This window comes from Luteibacter sp. HA06, assembly GCF_054061215.1.
The window spans coordinates 1,246,361-1,263,041 of sequence record NZ_JBSSDZ010000001.1; the positions used below are offsets into that span (position 1 = coordinate 1,246,361).

At 65.3% G+C, this 16,681-nt stretch carries 17 protein-coding genes; 5 read left to right on the forward strand and 12 right to left on the reverse strand.

Annotation, left to right across the window (positions count from 1 at the left end):
* Positions 1-113: 113 nt before the first annotated feature.
* The 5 genes from ACVWWJ_RS05500 to ACVWWJ_RS05520 form a co-directional block, all read right to left on the reverse strand.
* On the reverse strand, positions 114-2,324 hold the full coding sequence (locus ACVWWJ_RS05500) for a molybdopterin cofactor-binding domain-containing protein (RefSeq protein WP_456969663.1): 2,211 nt from the start codon (positions 2,322-2,324) through the stop codon (positions 114-116).
* Between the two features lie 2 nt (positions 2,325-2,326).
* Complete coding sequence (locus ACVWWJ_RS05505; protein WP_456967043.1) at positions 2,327-3,319, reverse strand: FAD binding domain-containing protein; 993 nt, start codon at positions 3,317-3,319, stop codon at positions 2,327-2,329.
* The gene (locus ACVWWJ_RS05510) at positions 3,316-3,927 is read right to left on the reverse strand and encodes a 2Fe-2S iron-sulfur cluster-binding protein (RefSeq protein WP_456967044.1); all 612 of its coding nucleotides are present in this window, start codon (positions 3,925-3,927) and stop codon (positions 3,316-3,318) included. The genes ACVWWJ_RS05505 and ACVWWJ_RS05510 overlap by 4 nt, the downstream gene beginning before the upstream one ends.
* Positions 3,928-4,014: 87 nt before the next feature.
* Positions 4,015-4,608 carry a nucleotidyltransferase family protein gene (locus tag ACVWWJ_RS05515; protein WP_456967045.1) on the reverse strand — a complete coding sequence of 198 codons (594 nt, stop codon included), beginning with the start codon at positions 4,606-4,608 and terminating at the stop codon, positions 4,015-4,017.
* Positions 4,608-5,585, reverse strand: coding sequence for an XdhC family protein (locus ACVWWJ_RS05520; protein ID WP_159895831.1), 978 nt, complete (start codon positions 5,583-5,585; stop codon positions 4,608-4,610). The genes ACVWWJ_RS05515 and ACVWWJ_RS05520 overlap by 1 nt, the downstream gene beginning before the upstream one ends.
* An 85-nt stretch (positions 5,586-5,670) precedes the next feature.
* On the opposite strand from ACVWWJ_RS05520, the gene moaA reads away from it, so the two are divergent.
* From moaA to ACVWWJ_RS05545, 5 genes are read left to right on the forward strand one after another with little or no spacing between them, the layout of a single operon-like run.
* The gene (moaA, locus tag ACVWWJ_RS05525; protein ID WP_456967046.1) at positions 5,671-6,645 is read left to right on the forward strand and encodes a GTP 3',8-cyclase MoaA; all 975 of its coding nucleotides are present in this window, start codon (positions 5,671-5,673) and stop codon (positions 6,643-6,645) included.
* Positions 6,646-6,666: 21 nt separating this feature from the next.
* Positions 6,667-6,918 (forward strand): MoaD/ThiS family protein, encoded by a 252-nt coding sequence (locus ACVWWJ_RS05530; protein WP_159895818.1) that lies wholly within the window; start codon positions 6,667-6,669, stop codon positions 6,916-6,918.
* 2 nt (positions 6,919-6,920) lie between these two features.
* Positions 6,921-7,406, forward strand: a complete 486-nt coding sequence (locus ACVWWJ_RS05535; protein WP_456967047.1) for a molybdenum cofactor biosynthesis protein MoaE — start codon at positions 6,921-6,923, stop codon at positions 7,404-7,406.
* Positions 7,403-8,341, forward strand: a complete 939-nt coding sequence (moaCB, locus tag ACVWWJ_RS05540) for a bifunctional molybdenum cofactor biosynthesis protein MoaC/MoaB (protein ID WP_159895814.1) — start codon at positions 7,403-7,405, stop codon at positions 8,339-8,341. Before ACVWWJ_RS05535 ends, moaCB begins: the two co-directional genes overlap by 4 nt.
* Before the next feature lies 1 nt (position 8,342).
* Positions 8,343-9,533: a molybdopterin molybdotransferase MoeA gene (locus ACVWWJ_RS05545; protein ID WP_456967048.1), complete on the forward strand. Its 1,191-nt coding sequence runs from the start codon at positions 8,343-8,345 to the stop codon at positions 9,531-9,533.
* A gap of 4 nt (positions 9,534-9,537) precedes the next feature.
* Here the strand turns inward: ACVWWJ_RS05545 and ACVWWJ_RS05550 are convergent, their stop codons facing one another.
* The 7 genes from ACVWWJ_RS05550 to bamA all read right to left on the reverse strand — a co-directional run bounded on the left by ACVWWJ_RS05550 (position 9,538) and on the right by bamA (position 16,619).
* Complete coding sequence (locus tag ACVWWJ_RS05550; RefSeq protein WP_159895810.1) at positions 9,538-9,903, reverse strand: hypothetical protein; 366 nt, start codon at positions 9,901-9,903, stop codon at positions 9,538-9,540.
* A gap of 106 nt (positions 9,904-10,009) precedes the next feature.
* Positions 10,010-10,657, reverse strand: a complete 648-nt coding sequence (rnhB, locus tag ACVWWJ_RS05555) for a ribonuclease HII (RefSeq protein ID WP_159895808.1) — start codon at positions 10,655-10,657, stop codon at positions 10,010-10,012.
* The gene (lpxB, locus tag ACVWWJ_RS05560; RefSeq protein WP_159895806.1) at positions 10,647-11,855 is read right to left on the reverse strand and encodes a lipid-A-disaccharide synthase; all 1,209 of its coding nucleotides are present in this window, start codon (positions 11,853-11,855) and stop codon (positions 10,647-10,649) included. The genes rnhB and lpxB overlap by 11 nt, the downstream gene beginning before the upstream one ends.
* 4 nt (positions 11,856-11,859) lie before the next feature.
* Positions 11,860-12,633, reverse strand: a complete 774-nt coding sequence (gene lpxA, locus ACVWWJ_RS05565) for an acyl-ACP--UDP-N-acetylglucosamine O-acyltransferase (protein WP_456967049.1) — start codon at positions 12,631-12,633, stop codon at positions 11,860-11,862.
* The gene (fabZ, locus tag ACVWWJ_RS05570) at positions 12,630-13,103 is read right to left on the reverse strand and encodes a 3-hydroxyacyl-ACP dehydratase FabZ (RefSeq protein ID WP_159895802.1); all 474 of its coding nucleotides are present in this window, start codon (positions 13,101-13,103) and stop codon (positions 12,630-12,632) included. The genes lpxA and fabZ overlap by 4 nt, the downstream gene beginning before the upstream one ends.
* Positions 13,100-14,128, reverse strand: coding sequence for a UDP-3-O-(3-hydroxymyristoyl)glucosamine N-acyltransferase (gene lpxD / locus ACVWWJ_RS05575; RefSeq protein WP_456967050.1), 1,029 nt, complete (start codon positions 14,126-14,128; stop codon positions 13,100-13,102). The genes fabZ and lpxD overlap by 4 nt, the downstream gene beginning before the upstream one ends.
* 70 nt (positions 14,129-14,198) lie before the next feature.
* The gene (bamA, locus tag ACVWWJ_RS05580; protein ID WP_159895798.1) at positions 14,199-16,619 is read right to left on the reverse strand and encodes an outer membrane protein assembly factor BamA; all 2,421 of its coding nucleotides are present in this window, start codon (positions 16,617-16,619) and stop codon (positions 14,199-14,201) included.
* Between the last annotated feature and the right edge of the window lie 62 nt (positions 16,620-16,681).

Genomic DNA, 16,681 nt, shown 5'->3' on the forward strand with positions numbered 1-16,681 from the left:
CGACTCACTCTAGCGTTGCTTTGGTCCGCTGAAAATAGGGTTCGCAAAGATTTTTTGCATTTGGGAGCCTTTTTTTCAGGCACCCCGTGACGCAATGCGGAAAAACGGTGGTTTCAGACGCCTTCAGGCCACCCTGCGAGAATCTTGTCGAGCGTCAACGGGTAGTCGCGGATCCTTACGCCGCAGGCGTTATACACGGCGTTGGCGATACATGCCCCCGCGCCGGAGATGCCTACCTCGCCCAGTCCCTTGATCTTCAGCGGATTCGCCTTGTCATCGAGCTCGGACAGGAAGATGGCCTCCATGGGGCCGATATCCGCGTTCACGGGGACGTGGTATTCGGCGAGGTCGTGGTTGACGAACGCACCGTAGCGCGCGTCGAGGACCATCTCTTCGGAGAGCGCGGAGCCCACGCCGAAAATCATGCCGCCGAGCGCCTGGGATCGTGCTGTCTTCGGATTGAGGATGCGACCCGCGGCGAAGACGCCCAGCATGCGGCGCAGGCGGATCTCGCCGGTGTCCCTGTCCACCCCGACCTCGGCGAAGAAGGCACCGTAGGAGTTCTGGTTGTAGTTCTTGTTATTGCTGCCTGGCTCGACACCGCCGTCAGCACAGACATCCCCTCCGCTTGCGAGGGCAGCGAAGCTCACGCGTTTTTCCCCGTCGGTCACATGGCCGTCCTCGTAGCGCGCGCATTCCGGGTCGATGCCGGCCGAATGGGACAGCTTCGTACGCAATTGCATGCATGCGTCATAAAGGCCGGAACCCGCGCTGGCCGCGCCGAAAGATCCCCCGGAGCCTGGCGTATCAGGGAAGTCCGAATCGCCGAGCAGCACGGTCACGCGCTCCATCGGCAGGCCGAGCAGGTCCGCCGCAATCTGCGTGAAGACGGTATAGGAGCCTGTCCCGATGTCGGTCATGGCCATGCGCGCGGTGAGTTGTCCGGAGGCATCCAGGCGGACATTCGCCTTCGATGCCTGCAACATGTTGCCGCGCACCGCCGACGACATACCGATGCCGACAAGCCAGCGCCCGTCGCGCACCTGTCCTGGGCGAGCGACGCGCTTGTCCCAGCCGAAGCGACGCGCGCCTTCGCGCATGCATTCGACCACCTGGCGCGACGAGAAGGGAACGCCGAGTTCGGGGTCGACGGCAGGCTCGTTGAGGACACGAAGTTCGATCGGGTCGATATCGAGCTGCACGGCGAGTTCGTCCATGGCTCCTTCGAGCGCAAGCAGGCCGACGGCCTCACCCGGGGCACGCATCGAGATGGCGGGTGGCAGGTCCAGGTCGACCAGACGGTGCGTGTTCAGCCGGTCGTCGCCCGCGTAACGCGAGCGCGTGCCGAGCACGGTCGGCTCGAACTCGTCGTTACCCGGCTCATTGCCGGACCAGGCTTCATGGGCCTCGGCGAGGATGCGGCCATCGGTATCCGTGCCAAGGCGCACCCGCTGGATCGTATTGGTGCGATGGCCGACGACATGAAAGAGCTGCTGGCGGGTAAGCACCAGCTTGACCGCCTGGCCGGTAGCCTTTGCGGCGAGGGCCGCCAGCACCGCATCCGGCTGCACGTCGAGCTTGCTGCCGAAGCCACCGCCGATATATGCCGAAAGCACCCGGACCTTCTCGGGTGCGAGACCGAACGTGGCGGCGAGCGCCTTCCGGCCGGGCGTTGGCATCTGGTTGGACGTCTGAACGGTGAGCCTGTCGCCTTCCCAGCTCGCTATCGTCGCGTGCGGCTCCATGGCGGCGTGGAACTGGAATGGCGTCGTATAGACGACGTCCAGCTTCCGCGGCGCCGCGGCGTAGGCGACATCGAAGTCACCCTTGTCCGTGTCGGTCTTCGCGTAAGGAAGATCCTTTGGGATACGTGCGTCCTTTTTGCCGACGGCGAGATCGAAACGACCGGGCCGCGCATCGTATTCCGGACGAATCAGCGATGCCGCATGGCGCGCCTGCTCGTAGGATCGCGCGACGACCAGCGCGATCGGTTGGCCGTAGTGCTTCACGACATCGCCGGTGAGTTGCGGAATGGCGTCATCGGAGCTCGTGTCCTGATGCGGCGCGTTCTTCGCGGTGAGCACCTCGATGACGCCGGGCGCGTGCTGCGCTGCCGAGGCGTCGAGACGCCGGATGCGTCCGCAGGCGATCGTGGCAAGGACAGGAAAGGCATAAGCTACCGCACCCATGCCGCCATGCTCGGCCGCGTATGCGACCTTGCCCTGAACCTTCAGTGGTCCATCGACGCGGTCGACGGGTTTTCCGGTGAAGCCTCCGGGGCGCTCGTCGAGCGGCGTGACGCCGACGATCGTATCCATGCGTATCGTCATGCCGATGCCCTCCCGCAAGCCTCTACCAGCACGGCACCCAGCGTGCGCCGTACGAGTGGCACCTTGAAGTCGTTATGCCCGTAGCCCCTGGCGTCGGCCAGCGCAGCGCTTGCCACGGCACGTAGCGAGGCCTCGTCTGAGGCGCTGCCGCACAGCGCTGCCTCCAGCGCGTCGTCGCGCCAGGGCATGGCCGCCACGCCACCAAACGCGACGCGCGCGGATGCCACGGCATCGCCATCGAGTTCGACGATAGCGGCGACCGAGACGAGCGCGAATGCGTACGACGATCGGTCACGCACTTTGCGGTACACCTGTCGCCCGGGAGGCGGCGGGGGCAGGGTCACATGGGTGATCAGTTCACCTGGCTGCAACGCGTTTTCGACCTCCGGCGTATCACCGGGCACCCTGTAAAACCCAGCGATCGGAATGGCCCGCGTCTCGCCACCGGGCGTGAGTGTGTGAATCACGGCATCCAGCACGCGCATGGCCACTGCCATATCGGAGGGGTGCGTGGCGATGCATGATTCGCTGGCGCCGAGGATCGCGTGGATGCGATTGAATCCACCGATCGCCGCGCAGCCACTACCGGGGTTGCGCTTGTTGCAGGGCATCGCCGTGTCATAGAAGTAGTAACAGCGCGTGCGTTGCAACAGGTTGCCGCCAGTGGTCGCCTTGTTGCGAAGCTGCCCGGATGCGCCGGCCAGCAGCGCGCGCGACAGCACCGGGTAGCGTTCGCGGATGCGGCTATCCGCAGCGAGATCGCTGTTTCGTACCAGCGCGCCGATGCGCAACCCACCCTCAGGTGTCGCTTCGATCTCATCGAGGCCGAGCCGGTTGATGTCGACCAGATGCTCCGGCGTTTCAATGCCCAGCTTCATCAGGTCGAGGAGGTTGGTGCCCCCCGCGATGTAGCGCGTTCGGCGCTGTGTGACGGCGGTGCGGGCGGCGGCGCCCGGCGACGTGGCGCGCTCATACGTGAACTGCTTCATGCGTCGTCCCCCGCGGCATCGGCAATGGCCGCGACGATGTTCGGATACGCGCTGCAACGGCACAGGTTGCCACTCATGCGTTCGCGGATTTCGTCGTCGGTGAGGGAGGCCGCAGTGGCGAGGTCTTCAGTCACCACGCTCGGCCAGCCGGCACGAATTTCCTCGAGCATGCCCGTCGCCGAGCAAAGCTGGCCCGGCGTGCAGTAACCGCACTGGAAGCCGTCGTGGGCGACGAAAGCCGCCTGCAACGGACTGAGGACGTCGCCTCGCGCCAGGCCTTCGACCGTCGTGAGCGCGTCACCATCATGCATGACGGCAAGGGTCAGGCAGGCGTTGATACGGCGCCCCTCGACCAATACCGTGCAGGCACCGCACTGGCCATGGTCACAACCCTTCTTCGAGCCTGTCAGGCCGAGATGCTCGCGCAAGGCATCGAGAAGGGTCACGCGGGGATCGAGATCGAGATCGCGATCCTCGCCGTTGATGCGCAAACGGATGGGGACAGTGTCTATGCCGGGAACGCGCGCGAGGGTGCGGATCGCCGCACTACCGGAAGTCGCGTCGTGACGGGCCGCACTGGCGGAAGATCGCTCGGGTTTCTGTTGCATGCCCTTCTCCGTGGGGTTCCCCACGGTTGTAATCAGAACGACGTGAACACGGCGGAGCGAATCGCGCCCCCCGGCTTGCCAAGACCTTTACATACGCCCGCGCTCGGGGTCCAGGCGGCCAGCCGCGATGGCACGAATGACGTCGGCTTCGGTATCCAGGTCGTCGGCAAAGGCGTCGGCGCGGATGATTTGGGGAACAGCCTCCTGCCATAGGGCGCGAAAACCGGTATCGCCACGGAGCAAGGTGGCGCGTGCGAGTGTCGTGGCGCGCAGCACGGCGGGCACGCCCATGGCGTCGCCATAGCCGGTAACGGTGTCAGCAGAGCCATCGTGCGCGCTGAGCAGTCGCTGCAGGTGGCCCTCGTCGAGCGCCAGCTGATCGACGAGCACGACAAGGATAGGGTCGGTGCGCCCCGCCAGGGCATCGGCCGCCGCATGAAGGGACGATGCCATACCCTCGGCCCAATCAGGGTTGAACACGGCAATGGCGCCGCCCAGCTGGCCGCACATGCGTTCCGCGTAAGCTCCGACGATCGCCACGGTCTGCCCCGGGCGGGTCGCCGCTACCAGTCGTACCGCGCGGGCGAGCAGCGTTTCGCCTTTCACGGTCAGTAGCTGCTTGGGACGTCCGAGGCGCTGGCTGCCGCCGGCGGCGAGGATCACCGCATCATGGGTGCCCATCACGGCAGCCGCGCGCGGTCGCGCTGGCACACCTGGGCAAGGATGGACAAAGCGATACCGTGGGGGGTCTGTGCGCCGATCGGCAGTCCGGCGGGGAGGTGAAGCTTTTGCAGTTCATCTTCCTCGATGCCGTCGTCCCTGAGACGTTCGACACGCGCGCCAATCTTGTTGCGACTACCGAGGATGCCCACGGCAAACGCCTCTGAGTGCAGGGCGTGCGCCGCCACGGCGTGGTCGATTTCAGCATCGTGGCTCAGTGAATACACGGCTGTGCGGTCGTCGAGCGCCAGATCGGCCAGGGCGGCCGGAAGGCTCCGCGAGTCGTATCCGGCAAGGGCGACCCCCGGGGGTGGTTCGGTCGGCCCATGAGGCCTCAACAGGACGATCTCCACACCCAGCGCGGGTGCGAGTTGAGCGACAGCCAGGGTCACCGGATCGCCGCCGATGGCGACCAGCCGCAACGGCGGACGCTGGGGGCGCGCGTAGTGTTGAACGTCAGGTTCCCGGGTACCGTCGGAGATCTGCCAGGCGCCCGTCTCACGATCGGTCAGGACGGTGACAGTACGCCGTTCGCGGCGTGCAATGGCAAGGGTATTCACATACCGCGACGGCTCGCGCAGTTCACGAACGAAGATGCCGATCCGGCCACCGCAGCTGAGCTGGATGTCCAGGACCGGGCTGCCTACGCCATAGTCGAGGAGCCGCGGGCGGCCCTCCGCCAAGGCCAGGGACGCCTCTTCGGCGACAGCCGCTTCAACGCAGCCGCCGGACACGTACCCCGCCACCCGGCCGTCTGCGGCGATCGCCATTTCGCTGTAGAGCGGGCGCGGCGACGGCCCTGCGACATCGACCAGCGTGGCCAGCGACACCCGGCCGGCGTGGGCGTACTCGCGAAGGGCCGGCAGGAGGTCCTCGACCAGCGCGTAATCCGGCCACGCCGGCCACGCTGCTGCGACGAAAGGATTCAAGGCGTTCATGCCCGAAGTCTGGCACGATTGCATGTGAAGGGCTTGCGGGGCAGGACACACCCCGCTTACGCACATTGTGCTTTCCTGAGGCGACATGTCCCCACTTATCGACCGTCACGGACGTACCAAGCGCAAGCTGCGGATATCGCTCACCGATCGCTGCAACTTTCGCTGTACGTACTGCATGCCCGAAAACCCGGACTGGCTCCCCAGGGCCAGCCTGCTGACGCGTGCGGAAATCGTACGGCTGGCAGGTCTGTTCGTGGACCAGGGTATCGACCAGATCCGACTGACGGGCGGCGAGCCGCTGCTGCGCCGGGACCTGCTGGAGTGCGTGCGCGACATCAGCGCTCTTCGCGAAAGGGGCCTGCAGCGACTGTCGATGACCACCAATGCCTCCCGTATCGCGCCAAAGGCCCATGCCCTGGTTGCTGCGGGCGTGGATGATTTCAACGTGAGCCTGGATGCAGTCGATCCAGCCACGTTTCGTCGCCTTACCCTGCGTGAGATCGCACCCGTGCTCGATGGCATCGATGCGCTTGTCGATGCGGGAGCCAAGGTCAAGCTCAATGCCGTCGTCATCCGTGGCGACAACGAAAAGGACATCGTCCCGCTGCTGGAATGGGCGATGCTTCGTAAGCTTCCCCTTCGTTACATCGAATACATGCCCCTGGATGCGCCGGGGCACTGGAAGCGCGATGCCGTCGTCTCCGAGGCCGAAATACTGGCCGCGATCCGCGAGCGCCACGAGGTCGAGGATCAGCCAAGGGGACACGATCCCGCGACGCCTTACCTCGTCGACGGCCACTACCCGCTTGGCATCATCTCCACGGTGTCCAATCCGTTCTGCTCGACCTGCGATCGCCTCCGTATCACCGCAACGGGCGAACTGTTCACCTGTCTGTTTTCGCCGCTCGGCACGCCGCTCGGCGCAGGCATGCGCGAGGGCATCGCCGATGACGTGCTTGCCGAACAGGTGCGCCGCGCCGTCTGGCTGAAGGACGCGGGATACGCCTCACGGCCGGGCCCGGTGGACAGGCCGCTGACCATGCATGCGATGGGCGGATGAGCCACTTTTTCCGGATACGCCATGAAACCGATTGTCTTTGAATTTTTCGCCGCGCTCGAGCGGCTGGCCGGAACCTCTACCCTCGAGGTCGAAGGTCCGGACGACACACGCACGGTCGCCGACGCCATCGCCTTGTTGGCGCGCGCCCGTCCCGAGCTGGCGACGTCGCTGGACCGCTGCGCCTGCGTGTCCGGAGATACGATCGTTCGTCGCGCTGATCCGCTGCCCGCCGATGGGCGCATCGCGCTGCTCCCGCCCGTGGCCGGAGGCTGAGCATGGAACGTCACGTTCTTTCCCATGATGCGGTGATGGTCGAGCCATTGCTTGAACTGGACGGCCACCCGGAGTGTGGTGGTCTCGCGCTTTTCGTCGGTACGGTTCGCGATCATCATGAAGGCCGTTCAGTGCGGCACCTTACATACACGGCGCACGAGCCGCTCGCGGCAAAGATCATTCGCGAAGTGGAGGCAAGCACACGCGAGAAGTATGGCGTTCCGTACGTGCGCGTCGTGCACCGCCTGGGTGACCTCTCGATCGGCGATATCGCCATTGTCTGCGTCGTGCGCGCGCCACATCGCGCGGAAGCGTTCGACGCATGCCGCTACGCGGTCGACGCGGTGAAGCACGGCGCGCCCATATGGAAGGAAGAGTTCTATACCGACGGCAGCAGTGCCTTCGTCGAGGGATGTTGCATCCGCGACGATCTCGATGACGCACCTTTGCCGTCACATCGCCACCATTCGCATACGAGTCACGGATGAAAGACGTCAGCCAGAAACCGGATTCCCTGCGCGTCGCCCGCGCAACCGCCACCTTGCATGCACCGGCCCACTGCATCGAGCTGCTGCGCAGTGGCGACACCGAAAAAGGTGATCCCCTCAAAACCGCGCGAGTTGCTGGCATCCTCGCGGCCAAGCGGACCGATGAGCTCATTCCGCTGTGCCACCCCTTGCCCATCCATCGGGCCGACGTGACTTACGAACTTGAAGAAACCTCGGTGCGGGTCATCGCCGAAGTGCAGACCATCGGCCCGACGGGAGTCGAGATGGAAGCGCTGACTGCCGCGAGCCTTGCCGCGCTGACGCTTTACGACATGCTCAAACCCTATGCCGAGCCGGACGAACTGCACATCGAAGACTGTCGCCTCGAACGCAAAATCGGTGGCAAGTCGCACTACAAGCGGGCGTTGTCCACGCCGCGCAGTGCCGCGGTCGTAGTCCTCTCCGATACCGTGGCAAGTGGCAGCAAATCCGATACGGCAGGCGTCTGGGTACGCGACGCGCTGGCCGCGGCCAACTTTGGTCCGGTCGAGTACGCGGTCATCGCCGATGACGCGGCCGTGCTGGGCGATCTGCTCGGCACCCTCATCGCCGCCGATACGGCCATGATCATTACCGTGGGCGGCACGGGCCTGGGCCCGCACGACATCACCGTCGACACGGTCAAGCCGATGCTCGATGTCGAGATCCCCGGCATCATGGAAACCGCCCGCGCCTTCGGGCAACAGCGCATGCCCTTCGCCATGCTCTCGCGTGGTGTCGCCGGCTATGTCCGCGACACCTTGCTGCTCACGTTCCCGGGAAGCCGTGGCGGGGCCAGCGAGTCGCTGGCGGCCACCTTGCCGGGTCTCATCCACCTGCTGGAGACCGGTCGCGCGGGTGGGCAACACCCGGGCGGCTACGGCGAGGCGCACTGATATGGCTTTGCTGCCGCTCGCCGAGACCTTCGAACTCTACCGGCAGTGGGTGGGTCCGTTGCCCACGCATCGCCTTCCCGTCGAGCACGCGCTGGGTGCCGTCCTGGCCGAAGACGCGACCGCACGCATCGCGCTTCCGCGCTTTACCCAAAGCTCGGTCGATGGCTACGCGGTGCGCGCCGGGGATGGGCTGGCGCCGCGTGAGCTGATAGGAACCTCCGCAGCCGGCGAGCCGACGGATGTCTTGGTCGGTGACGGGCAGGCGGTTCGTATTCTGACGGGCGGTGTCGTACCGCAGGGCGCCGACGCCATTGCGCGCCAGGAAATCGTCCAGCGAACGGGGACGGGCATCGTGCTCAGCGAAGCCGTGCGCACCGGCGAAGCCATCCGCTATGAAGGCGAGGAGCTCGCCGCAGGCAGCGTGATCGCTCATGCGGGCCAGCGCGTGACCGCTGGACTCGTTGCCGCCTTTTCCATGGCAGGCATCGACCGTATCGAGGTCTATCGTCGGCCCCGTGTCGCCGTGCTCATCACCGGCGACGAGGTACTGCGTGTCGGCGAGCCGCTCGCTCCCGGCATGGTCTATGACGCCAACGGTCCGCTGCTTCGCGCGTGGTTTGTCGAACAGGGCTATGGCGAGCCGGTCGTGGCCTATGTGCGCGACGACGAAGCGGCTCTCGAGGAAGCCCTGAGTGCCGCGCTGGATAGTGCGGACCTGGTGGTCACCAGCGGTGGCGTCTCGGTCGGCGATCGCGACTTCGTGCCTTCTGTCGCCGATCATCTCGGCGTGCGCAAGGTGTTCTGGAAAGTGGCGCAGAAGCCTGGCAAGCCGCTGTGGTTCGGCATGCGCGAGGGCAAGGCATTGCTGGGCATGCCGGGGAATCCCGCCGCCGTACTGGTTTGTCTGGCGGTGCATGCGCGTGCCGTGCTCGGCCACCTCGAAGGCGAGACGGCGGCTCAACCCAAGTGGCGCGGTGGTGTCCTGAGTGCGGCCGTCGAGGCGGACGCGGAGCGCGACCGGTTGGTCCGCATGCGCCTGACCAACGAGGACGGCATGGTCATGCTCGAAGCGTTGCCGCGCCAGGACTCGCACATGCTGAGTAACCTGGCTTCGGCGCACGCCCTGGTATGGCTACCCACCCGCGCGGCGGCTTTCGCCGCCGGCGAGCGGGTATCGTGGATCCCGATCTGACCTGTTACCAGGCCTTCACGTCAGTGACCACGACGGTGTAGTCGGACATATCCGCCGAGTAACGGAACAGGCGGCCGAGGTCGAAATCGACGCTCTTGCCCGGCTCGATGTTGGAGGTGCCTGCCGGCCAGCCCTGCTTGCTCGCAACGACCTTGCCGGTGGAATCCTTCGCGTCGATACGGATCTGCGCGGCGGCGGCTTCGGGGCACTTGTTGACTAGGTTGCCCTTCATGCTGAAGCGCGGCTGGCCCGAACCCTGCTGCACCTTGACGGAGAAACCGTCGATGGTGAAATCCTTGGCGGCGCAGGCAGCGTGGGCGGACAACGGAGCGGCGATGAACAGCGCGGCGGCGATGGCGATCTTCTTCATGGGTGTTACCTGTCGTCGATAGGGAAAGGCTCGCACCTGAGGAGGGCGCGTAGCTTTCGTATCGGCAGGTTTAATTCTGACTTTAGGCCGGATTTGCCCTACGCGTTCAGACGGCCGCGGCGAACAGGTCGGGCGTGACCTCAATCTCGGGTTCGAACCAGCGCTTGACCGGGGCGAAACTCCGGCGGTGGGCGACGCAGGGACCCAGGCGGCCCAGGGCTTCCAGGTGTTCCGGAACGCCATAGCCCTTATGCCTGGCGAAGCCATAGCCGGGATGCTCGGCGTCCAGGGCGTGCATGTGCCGGTCGCGGCTGACCTTGGCCAGGATCGAGGCGGCGCTGATCGCCGGCTCGGTAGCATCGCCGCCGATAACGGCTCGCGCCTCGCACGGTAGCGTCCGAGGCAGGCGATTGCCGTCGATGAGGGCCATCTGTGGTGCCAGCGAAAGCCCCATCAGCGAGCGCGTCATGCCGACCATCGTCGCCTGGAAGATATTGATCCGGTCGATCTCCTCGCGTTCGACGAAGATCACCGTCCAGGCCAGCGCACGCTCGACAATCCGCCCGTAGAGCTTTTCGCGGACGTCTTCGGCGAGCTGTTTTGAATCGTTGAGGCCACGGATCGGCCGCGCAGGGTCGAGGATCACGGCTGCGATGACCACCGGTCCGGCGAGCGGGCCGCGACCTGCCTCGTCCACCCCAGCGACGATGAGGTCGCGGGCGAGCTGGCTGCTGACGTTGCGCTTACGGGGCATGGGCTGCGGGGACCAGTTCGGCAACGGCGTCGGCGGCGTGGTCCGCCGCGCGACCTTCCAGGCCGCCGCGCAATTCCTGGTGCAGGTACTCGAAAGCAGCGACCACGGCACCGCGACGCTCGCTGTCCCCGAGCAGGGCCAGGGTCGCTTCCGCCAGGTTCTCCGCCGTGCAGTCGTCCTGCATGAACTCCGGCACCAGCAGGCGCCGGCCCAGGCCACAGGCGCGGGCAAGGATGTTCGGCAGGCTGTACACGTCGGTCTTGAGCATGCGCAGTGCCTTGGCAATGCGATAACTCGTGGGAGACACACGGTAGCCAACGACCATCGGGCGCTTCGCCAGCATGGCTTCCAGCGTGGCCGTGCCCGAGGCGAGCAGCACCACGTCGGCGGCAAGCATGACCTCGTGGGCCTGGCCGTCGGTGAGTAGTGGTGGCGTACCCGGGAAGTCGGCAAGGAGGGTCTTTAGCCGTGCGTGGACGCGTTCGTTCGCGGCAGGGACGACGATGCGCAGGTTGGGCATGGCGATGGCCACGCGTTTCGCCGCCGCGATGAAGATGGCGCCGACCCTGTCGATTTCGCTTGGCCGGCTGCCGGGCAGGACGGCGAGCACCGGCGCGTCGTGCGGCAGCCCCAGCGCGTCGCGCGGGCTGGCCCGGTCGGACACCATCGGGAAGCGGTCCGCGAGCGGATGGCCGACGAAGCGTGCATCGATGCCGTGCTTCGCGTAGATCGGCGGCTCCATCGGGAACAGGCAGAGGACGCGGTCGGCCGAGAGGCCGATCTTCTCGGCGCGCTTCTCGCGCCAGGCCCAGACGGACGGGCTGACATAGTGCACCGTACGCAGGCCCGCGGCCTTCAGCTTGCGCTCCACACCAAGATTGAAGTCCGGCGCATCGATACCGACGGTGACGTCCGGGCGCGCGACCATAAGCTTGCCGAGGAGGTCCTTGCGCAGGCGAAGCAGGCGCGGCAGGTGTTTGACCACCTCCGCAAAACCCATAACGGAAAGTTCGCGGATGTCGTACCAGGACTCGAAGCCCCGGGCCATCATGCGTGGGCCGCCGATACCCACGAAACGGGCGCCGGGAAAACGGTTGCGCAGGGCGTCGATGAGTTCCGCACCCAGCTGATCGCCGGAGTCTTCGCCGGCGATCAGGGCGATCGTCGGCGCGGCAGGGGAGGGAGTGGTCGGCTGCATGACGTCAGCGGGCGAGCGAGCGCTCGCTGCGGTCCAGGAATTCGAGCATCTGGCGCACGTCTTCGCTGGTCTCGGCCTGGACAAGCAACTGCTCGCGCGCCTCGGCCAGCGGCAGGCCGCCCATGTACAGCGTGCGATAGGCGCGCTTGATCGCGGCGATGCGTGCGGTATCGAAACCGCGGCGTTTCAGGCCTTCGCTGTTGATGCCGCGCGGACGGCCACGTGTTTCGTTGGCCATCATCACGAAGGGCGGTACATCGGAGCCGACCAGGCAGCCCATGCCGATGAAGGCATGGGCGCCGACCTTGCAGAACTGATGCACGCCGGAATAGCCGGACATGATCGTCCAGTCACCGATCTCGGCATGCCCGGCGAGCGCCGAGTAGTTGGAAAACACGACATGGTCACCGACCTGGCAGTCGTGGGCGATGTGCACGTATGCGAGTAGCCAGTTATCGTGGCCGATGCGCGTGATGCCACCACCGTCGGCCGTGCCACGGTTGATCGTGACGAATTCGCGGACGAGGTTGCGATCACCGATGATGACTTCGCTTCGCTCGCCCTGCCATTTCTTGTCCTGCGGCGGGCCGCCGATCGATGCGAACTGCGAGATGCGGTTGTCGCGGCCGATGGTGGTCGGCCCTTCGATCACCACGTGCGGACCGACAGTCGTGCCTTCACCGATGACGACGTCCGCACCGATGACGCTGAACGCGCCGATGCTGACGTTGTCCGCGATGCGCGCGGAGGGGTCGATCTGCGCGGTGGCATGAATCATTTATCGCTCCTGGCGGCGCACATCAGCTCGCAGGACGCGACCGTCTTGCCTTCCACGAGGGCCCGGGCCTCGAACAGGCCCATCCCGCGAAGCAGGCGCTTGAGCGACACCTCCAGGCGCAGCTGGTCACCCGGTGCGACGACGGCCGAGAAGCGGGCGTTGTCGACCTTGACCAGATAGAACAGGGGGCTGCCGCCCTGGCCTTCGATCTGGCTGGTGAGCTGGGTGAGCAGGCCGGCGGTCTGCGCCATGGCTTCGACGATCAGCACGCCCGGCATGACCGGGTGACCGGGAAAGTGACCCTGGAAGAACGGCTCGTTGATCGTGACGTTCTTCAGCGCGGCGATGCTCTTGCCCGGATCGAGTTCGATCACCCGGTCCACCAGCAGGAACGGGTAACGATGCGGCAGCAGTCGCTGGATATGTTCCACATCCACCGGAAGCTTCACGGCAGCGTTTGTATCGGTCATTGCCCTTTATCCTTTTCCAGCGCCGACAGGCGGCGCGCGTACTCATCGAGATGTTTGAATCGCGCCGCATTGCGCCGCCACTGGCGGTTGTCCTGCAACGGTGTGCCGGACGAATACTCGCCCGGCTCCCTGATCGATGCGGTGACCAGGCTTTTCGCGGTGATGGTAACCCGGTCGGCCAGTTCGAGGTGGCCGAGAACGCCGGCGTTACCGCCGATCAGGCAGTAGCGGCCGATCTTCGCGCTTCCTGCTACCGCGGAACAGCCCGCCATGGCCGTATGTGCGCCGATGTGGACGTTGTGGGCGATCTGGATCTGGTTGTCGAGGCGGACGTCCTCCTCGAGCACGGTGTCGTCGAGCGCGCCACGATCGATGGTGGTATTGGCGCCGATCTCGCAATCGTCGCCAATGCGCACGCCACCCAGCTGCGGGAGCTTGACCCAGTGATCGCGATCGAAGGCGAGGCCGAAGCCGTCGGAGCCGATCACTGCGCCCGGATGGACCAGGACGCGCTTGCCGAGGGTGACGCGGATGACCAGGGTCACCCGGCCGACCAGGCGCGAGTTGGCGCCGACCACGCAGCCCGGGCCAATGGCACAGTGCGGCCCAAGGATGGCGCCTTCCTCGATGACCGCACCATCGTCGACGACGCAGCAGGGCCCTACGCTCGCCGTGGGATGCACGCGGGCAGAAGGCGACACCACGGCGCTGGCATGGATGCCGCGCGGGGCGGCAGCCACGCGTTCGAACAGCGAGGCGATCTTCGCGTAGGCGACATAGGGATCTTTCGCCACGAGCGCGGCACCCTTGCGCAGGGCGAGCGATTCCTCGGCGAGCACCACGATGCCCGCCTGCGACTCGGCCAGTTGCGAGGTGTACTTGGGATTGGACAGGAAGGTGAACTGCGAGGCCGTCGCCGTCGACAAGGTGCCGACGCCGTCGACGACCGTGGCCGGATCGCCATGGGACTGGAGGCCGAATCGTTCAGCCAGCTCAGCCAGGGTGTACTGCGGATTTCCGCTCACGGGGCACTCCATAAAAAAGGGGTGGCGGGCCGGAGCCGCGCCACCCCTCGATTCTAGCGGCTTGTAAGCCTTACAGCTGGCTGCCGAACGTGAACTGGATACGCTCGACGAAGCGGCCGTCGTCGGACTGCTTACGGAAGGGCACGGCGAAGTTGATGATCAGCGGACCGATCGGTGCCTGCCACTGCAGCGAGAGACCCGTCGAAGCGCGCAGCTCGCTGGCCTTGAACGTCGAGAAGGACGAGTACACGTTACCGACGTCGACGAACCAGGACACGCGGGCGGTGTTGATGTCCTTCAGGAAGGGCAGGGGCAGGAACATCTGCGCCGTGCCGAGCGTCTTGAAGGCGCCACCGACCGGCTGGCCATAGCTGTAATAGCCCTGGCAGTTGCCGCTCTTGTCTGGCTTGGCATTAAGGCTGGTGCCGTCGCAGAGGCGGGGACCCAGGGTGTTGTCCTGGAAGCCGCGAACGTCGCGCACACCACCGGCGTAGTAGTTCTCCCAGAACGGGAAAGCCACCTTGTCGCCCTTCGAGTAAATCTTGATCGGGTTGGCCGGATCTTCCGGGTTGTACGCGTAGCCGTCGTTGTCGTACTTCTGGCCGTAGGTTTTGCCGTAGCCCACCTGACCGTCGAGGTAGAGCACGAAGCCCTTGCCGATCGGCCAGTAGTGGTTGGCTTCGCCGAAGATCTTGTAGTACTGCACCGTGGAACCGGGCAGTGCGCCGTCGACCGACAGCGTCAGCTGGCCACCGCGGGTCGGGGCCCAGTAGCTGTTACGGGTGTCATGCGTAAAGCCGAGGCTCGAGGTCCACGAGTGAATCGTCTTGTTGCCGACGGCCTGCTGGTAGGCGACCAACTGGCCGGGCGTATAGACCGAGGTGTTGATCAGGTTCGAGCTGACGCCGAGGCTGGTGGTCAGCGAGTCGAAGTCGGAGATCGGGAACGACAGCGTCGTCTGGAACGACTTGGTGCTGTAGGTGTAGTTCGCGAGGTCGGTGTCGCCGTAATCGAGCTTGCTGTAGCCGACGTTGTAGCCGATCTGCACGCCCGAATCGGTGAGATACGGATTGGTGTAGCTCGCGTTGATGCGCTTGTAGTACGTGCTGGTTTCCGCGCCGATGGAGAAGCGGTCACCCGTACCCAGGAAGTTGTTCTGCGAGACCGACGCCGACAGGATGATGCCCGAGTACTGCGAGTAGCCCACGCCGAACATCAGCGAGCCGGCGGACTGTTCTTCCACCTTCGCGGTCAGGTCGACCTGGTCGACCGTACCCGGCACGAGGGCCTTGTCGACGTCGACGGTCTTGAAGTAACCAAGGCGCTGCAGGCGGGTCTTCGAGCGATCGATCGCGCCCTGCGAGTACCAGGCGCCTTCGAGCTGGCGCATTTCACGACGCAGCACCTCGTCTTCCGTGCGGGTATTGCCCTGGAAGACCACGCGGCGCACGTACACGCGCTTGCCCGGCTCGATGAAGAGCGTGAGGTCGGCGGTGCGCTTGTCCTTGTCCAGCTTCGGCACCGGCGTCACCTTGGCGAAGGCGTAACCGATGTTGGCGAGGATGGCCTTGATCGCGTCGGTGCTGGCCTCGATGGCCGCACGGTTGAAGGTGTCGCCCTTGTGGATGTACACCAGCTTGCGCAGGGTGTCTTCCGGAAGGATGAGCTCGCCGAGCAGGTGCACGTCGGAGACGGTGTAGACCTCGCCTTCCTTCACGCTGGCGTCGATGTACATCGCACGCTTGTCCGGGCTGATCGCCACCTGCGTGGAATCGACACCGAAGTCGGCGTAGCCGCGATTCATGTAGTAATTGCTGAGCTTTTCCAGATCGCCGGAAAGCTTTTCGCGGGAGTACTGGTCGTCCTTGGAGTACCAGGACAGCCAGTTGCTCGTGTTCGACTCGAAGCCATCGCGGATGGCCTTGTCGGTAAAGGCCTTGTTGCCGACGACGTTGATCTCCTTGATCTTCGCCGCCTTGCCTTCACGGATTTCGATGTCGATCGCCACGCGGTTGCGATCGAGCGGCGTCACATGCGGAATGACCGACACGTTGTACTTGCCGCGGTTGTAGTACTGGCGGATGAGTTCCTGCTGGACGCGATCCAGGGACAGGCGGTCGAAGGTTTCACCCTCGGACAGGCCGATCTCCTTGAGGCCCTTGCGCAGGTCGTCTTCCTTGATGTCCTTGTTGCCGCGCAGCGTGAGCTTGGCGATGGCCGGGCGCTCGGTGACCTTGATCACCAGGATGTCGCCCTGGCGTTCAATTTCGACGTCGCTGAAGAACTTGGTCTGGTACAGGGCGCGAATCGCGGCCTGGGCTTTCTCGTCGGTTAGGGTCTCACCCTTCTCGATCGGCATATAGCTCAACACCGTGCCCTGGGCAATGCGGGTGAGACCGTCGATACGGATATCGGAGACGACGAACGGCTCAAAAGCAAGCGCATTAGCAGACAGGGAGGCGAGCAGGATCAGGGCGGCGATACGCTTCATCGTCGATTCCGTTGGGTTAAGACCAGAAGCCGGCGGACGAGGCCGGCGACCGAATAGGAGCA

Bases quoted from the DNA above. Each gene is read 5' to 3' on its own strand.
- ACVWWJ_RS05505 (WP_456967043.1), bottom strand. From the start codon at position 3,319: ATGAAGCAGTTCACGTATGAGCGCGCCACGTCGCCGGGCGCCGCCGCC.
- ACVWWJ_RS05510 (WP_456967044.1), bottom strand. From the start codon at position 3,927: ATGCAACAGAAACCCGAGCGATCTTCCGCCAGTGCGGCCCGTCACGAC.
- ACVWWJ_RS05515 (WP_456967045.1), bottom strand. From the start codon at position 4,608: ATGGGCACCCATGATGCGGTGATCCTCGCCGCCGGCGGCAGCCAGCGC.
- ACVWWJ_RS05520 (WP_159895831.1), bottom strand. From the start codon at position 5,585: ATGAACGCCTTGAATCCTTTCGTCGCAGCAGCGTGGCCGGCGTGGCCG.
- moaA (WP_456967046.1), top strand. From the start codon at position 5,671: ATGTCCCCACTTATCGACCGTCACGGACGTACCAAGCGCAAGCTGCGG.
- ACVWWJ_RS05530 (WP_159895818.1), top strand. From the start codon at position 6,667: ATGAAACCGATTGTCTTTGAATTTTTCGCCGCGCTCGAGCGGCTGGCC.
- ACVWWJ_RS05535 (WP_456967047.1), top strand. From the start codon at position 6,921: ATGGAACGTCACGTTCTTTCCCATGATGCGGTGATGGTCGAGCCATTG.
- moaCB (WP_159895814.1), top strand. From the start codon at position 7,403: ATGAAAGACGTCAGCCAGAAACCGGATTCCCTGCGCGTCGCCCGCGCA.
- ACVWWJ_RS05545 (WP_456967048.1), top strand. From the start codon at position 8,343: ATGGCTTTGCTGCCGCTCGCCGAGACCTTCGAACTCTACCGGCAGTGG.
- ACVWWJ_RS05550 (WP_159895810.1), bottom strand. From the start codon at position 9,903: ATGAAGAAGATCGCCATCGCCGCCGCGCTGTTCATCGCCGCTCCGTTG.
- rnhB (WP_159895808.1), bottom strand. From the start codon at position 10,657: ATGCCCCGTAAGCGCAACGTCAGCAGCCAGCTCGCCCGCGACCTCATC.
- lpxB (WP_159895806.1), bottom strand. From the start codon at position 11,855: ATGCAGCCGACCACTCCCTCCCCTGCCGCGCCGACGATCGCCCTGATC.
- lpxA (WP_456967049.1), bottom strand. From the start codon at position 12,633: ATGATTCATGCCACCGCGCAGATCGACCCCTCCGCGCGCATCGCGGAC.
- fabZ (WP_159895802.1), bottom strand. From the start codon at position 13,103: ATGACCGATACAAACGCTGCCGTGAAGCTTCCGGTGGATGTGGAACAT.
- bamA (WP_159895798.1), bottom strand. From the start codon at position 16,619: ATGAAGCGTATCGCCGCCCTGATCCTGCTCGCCTCCCTGTCTGCTAAT.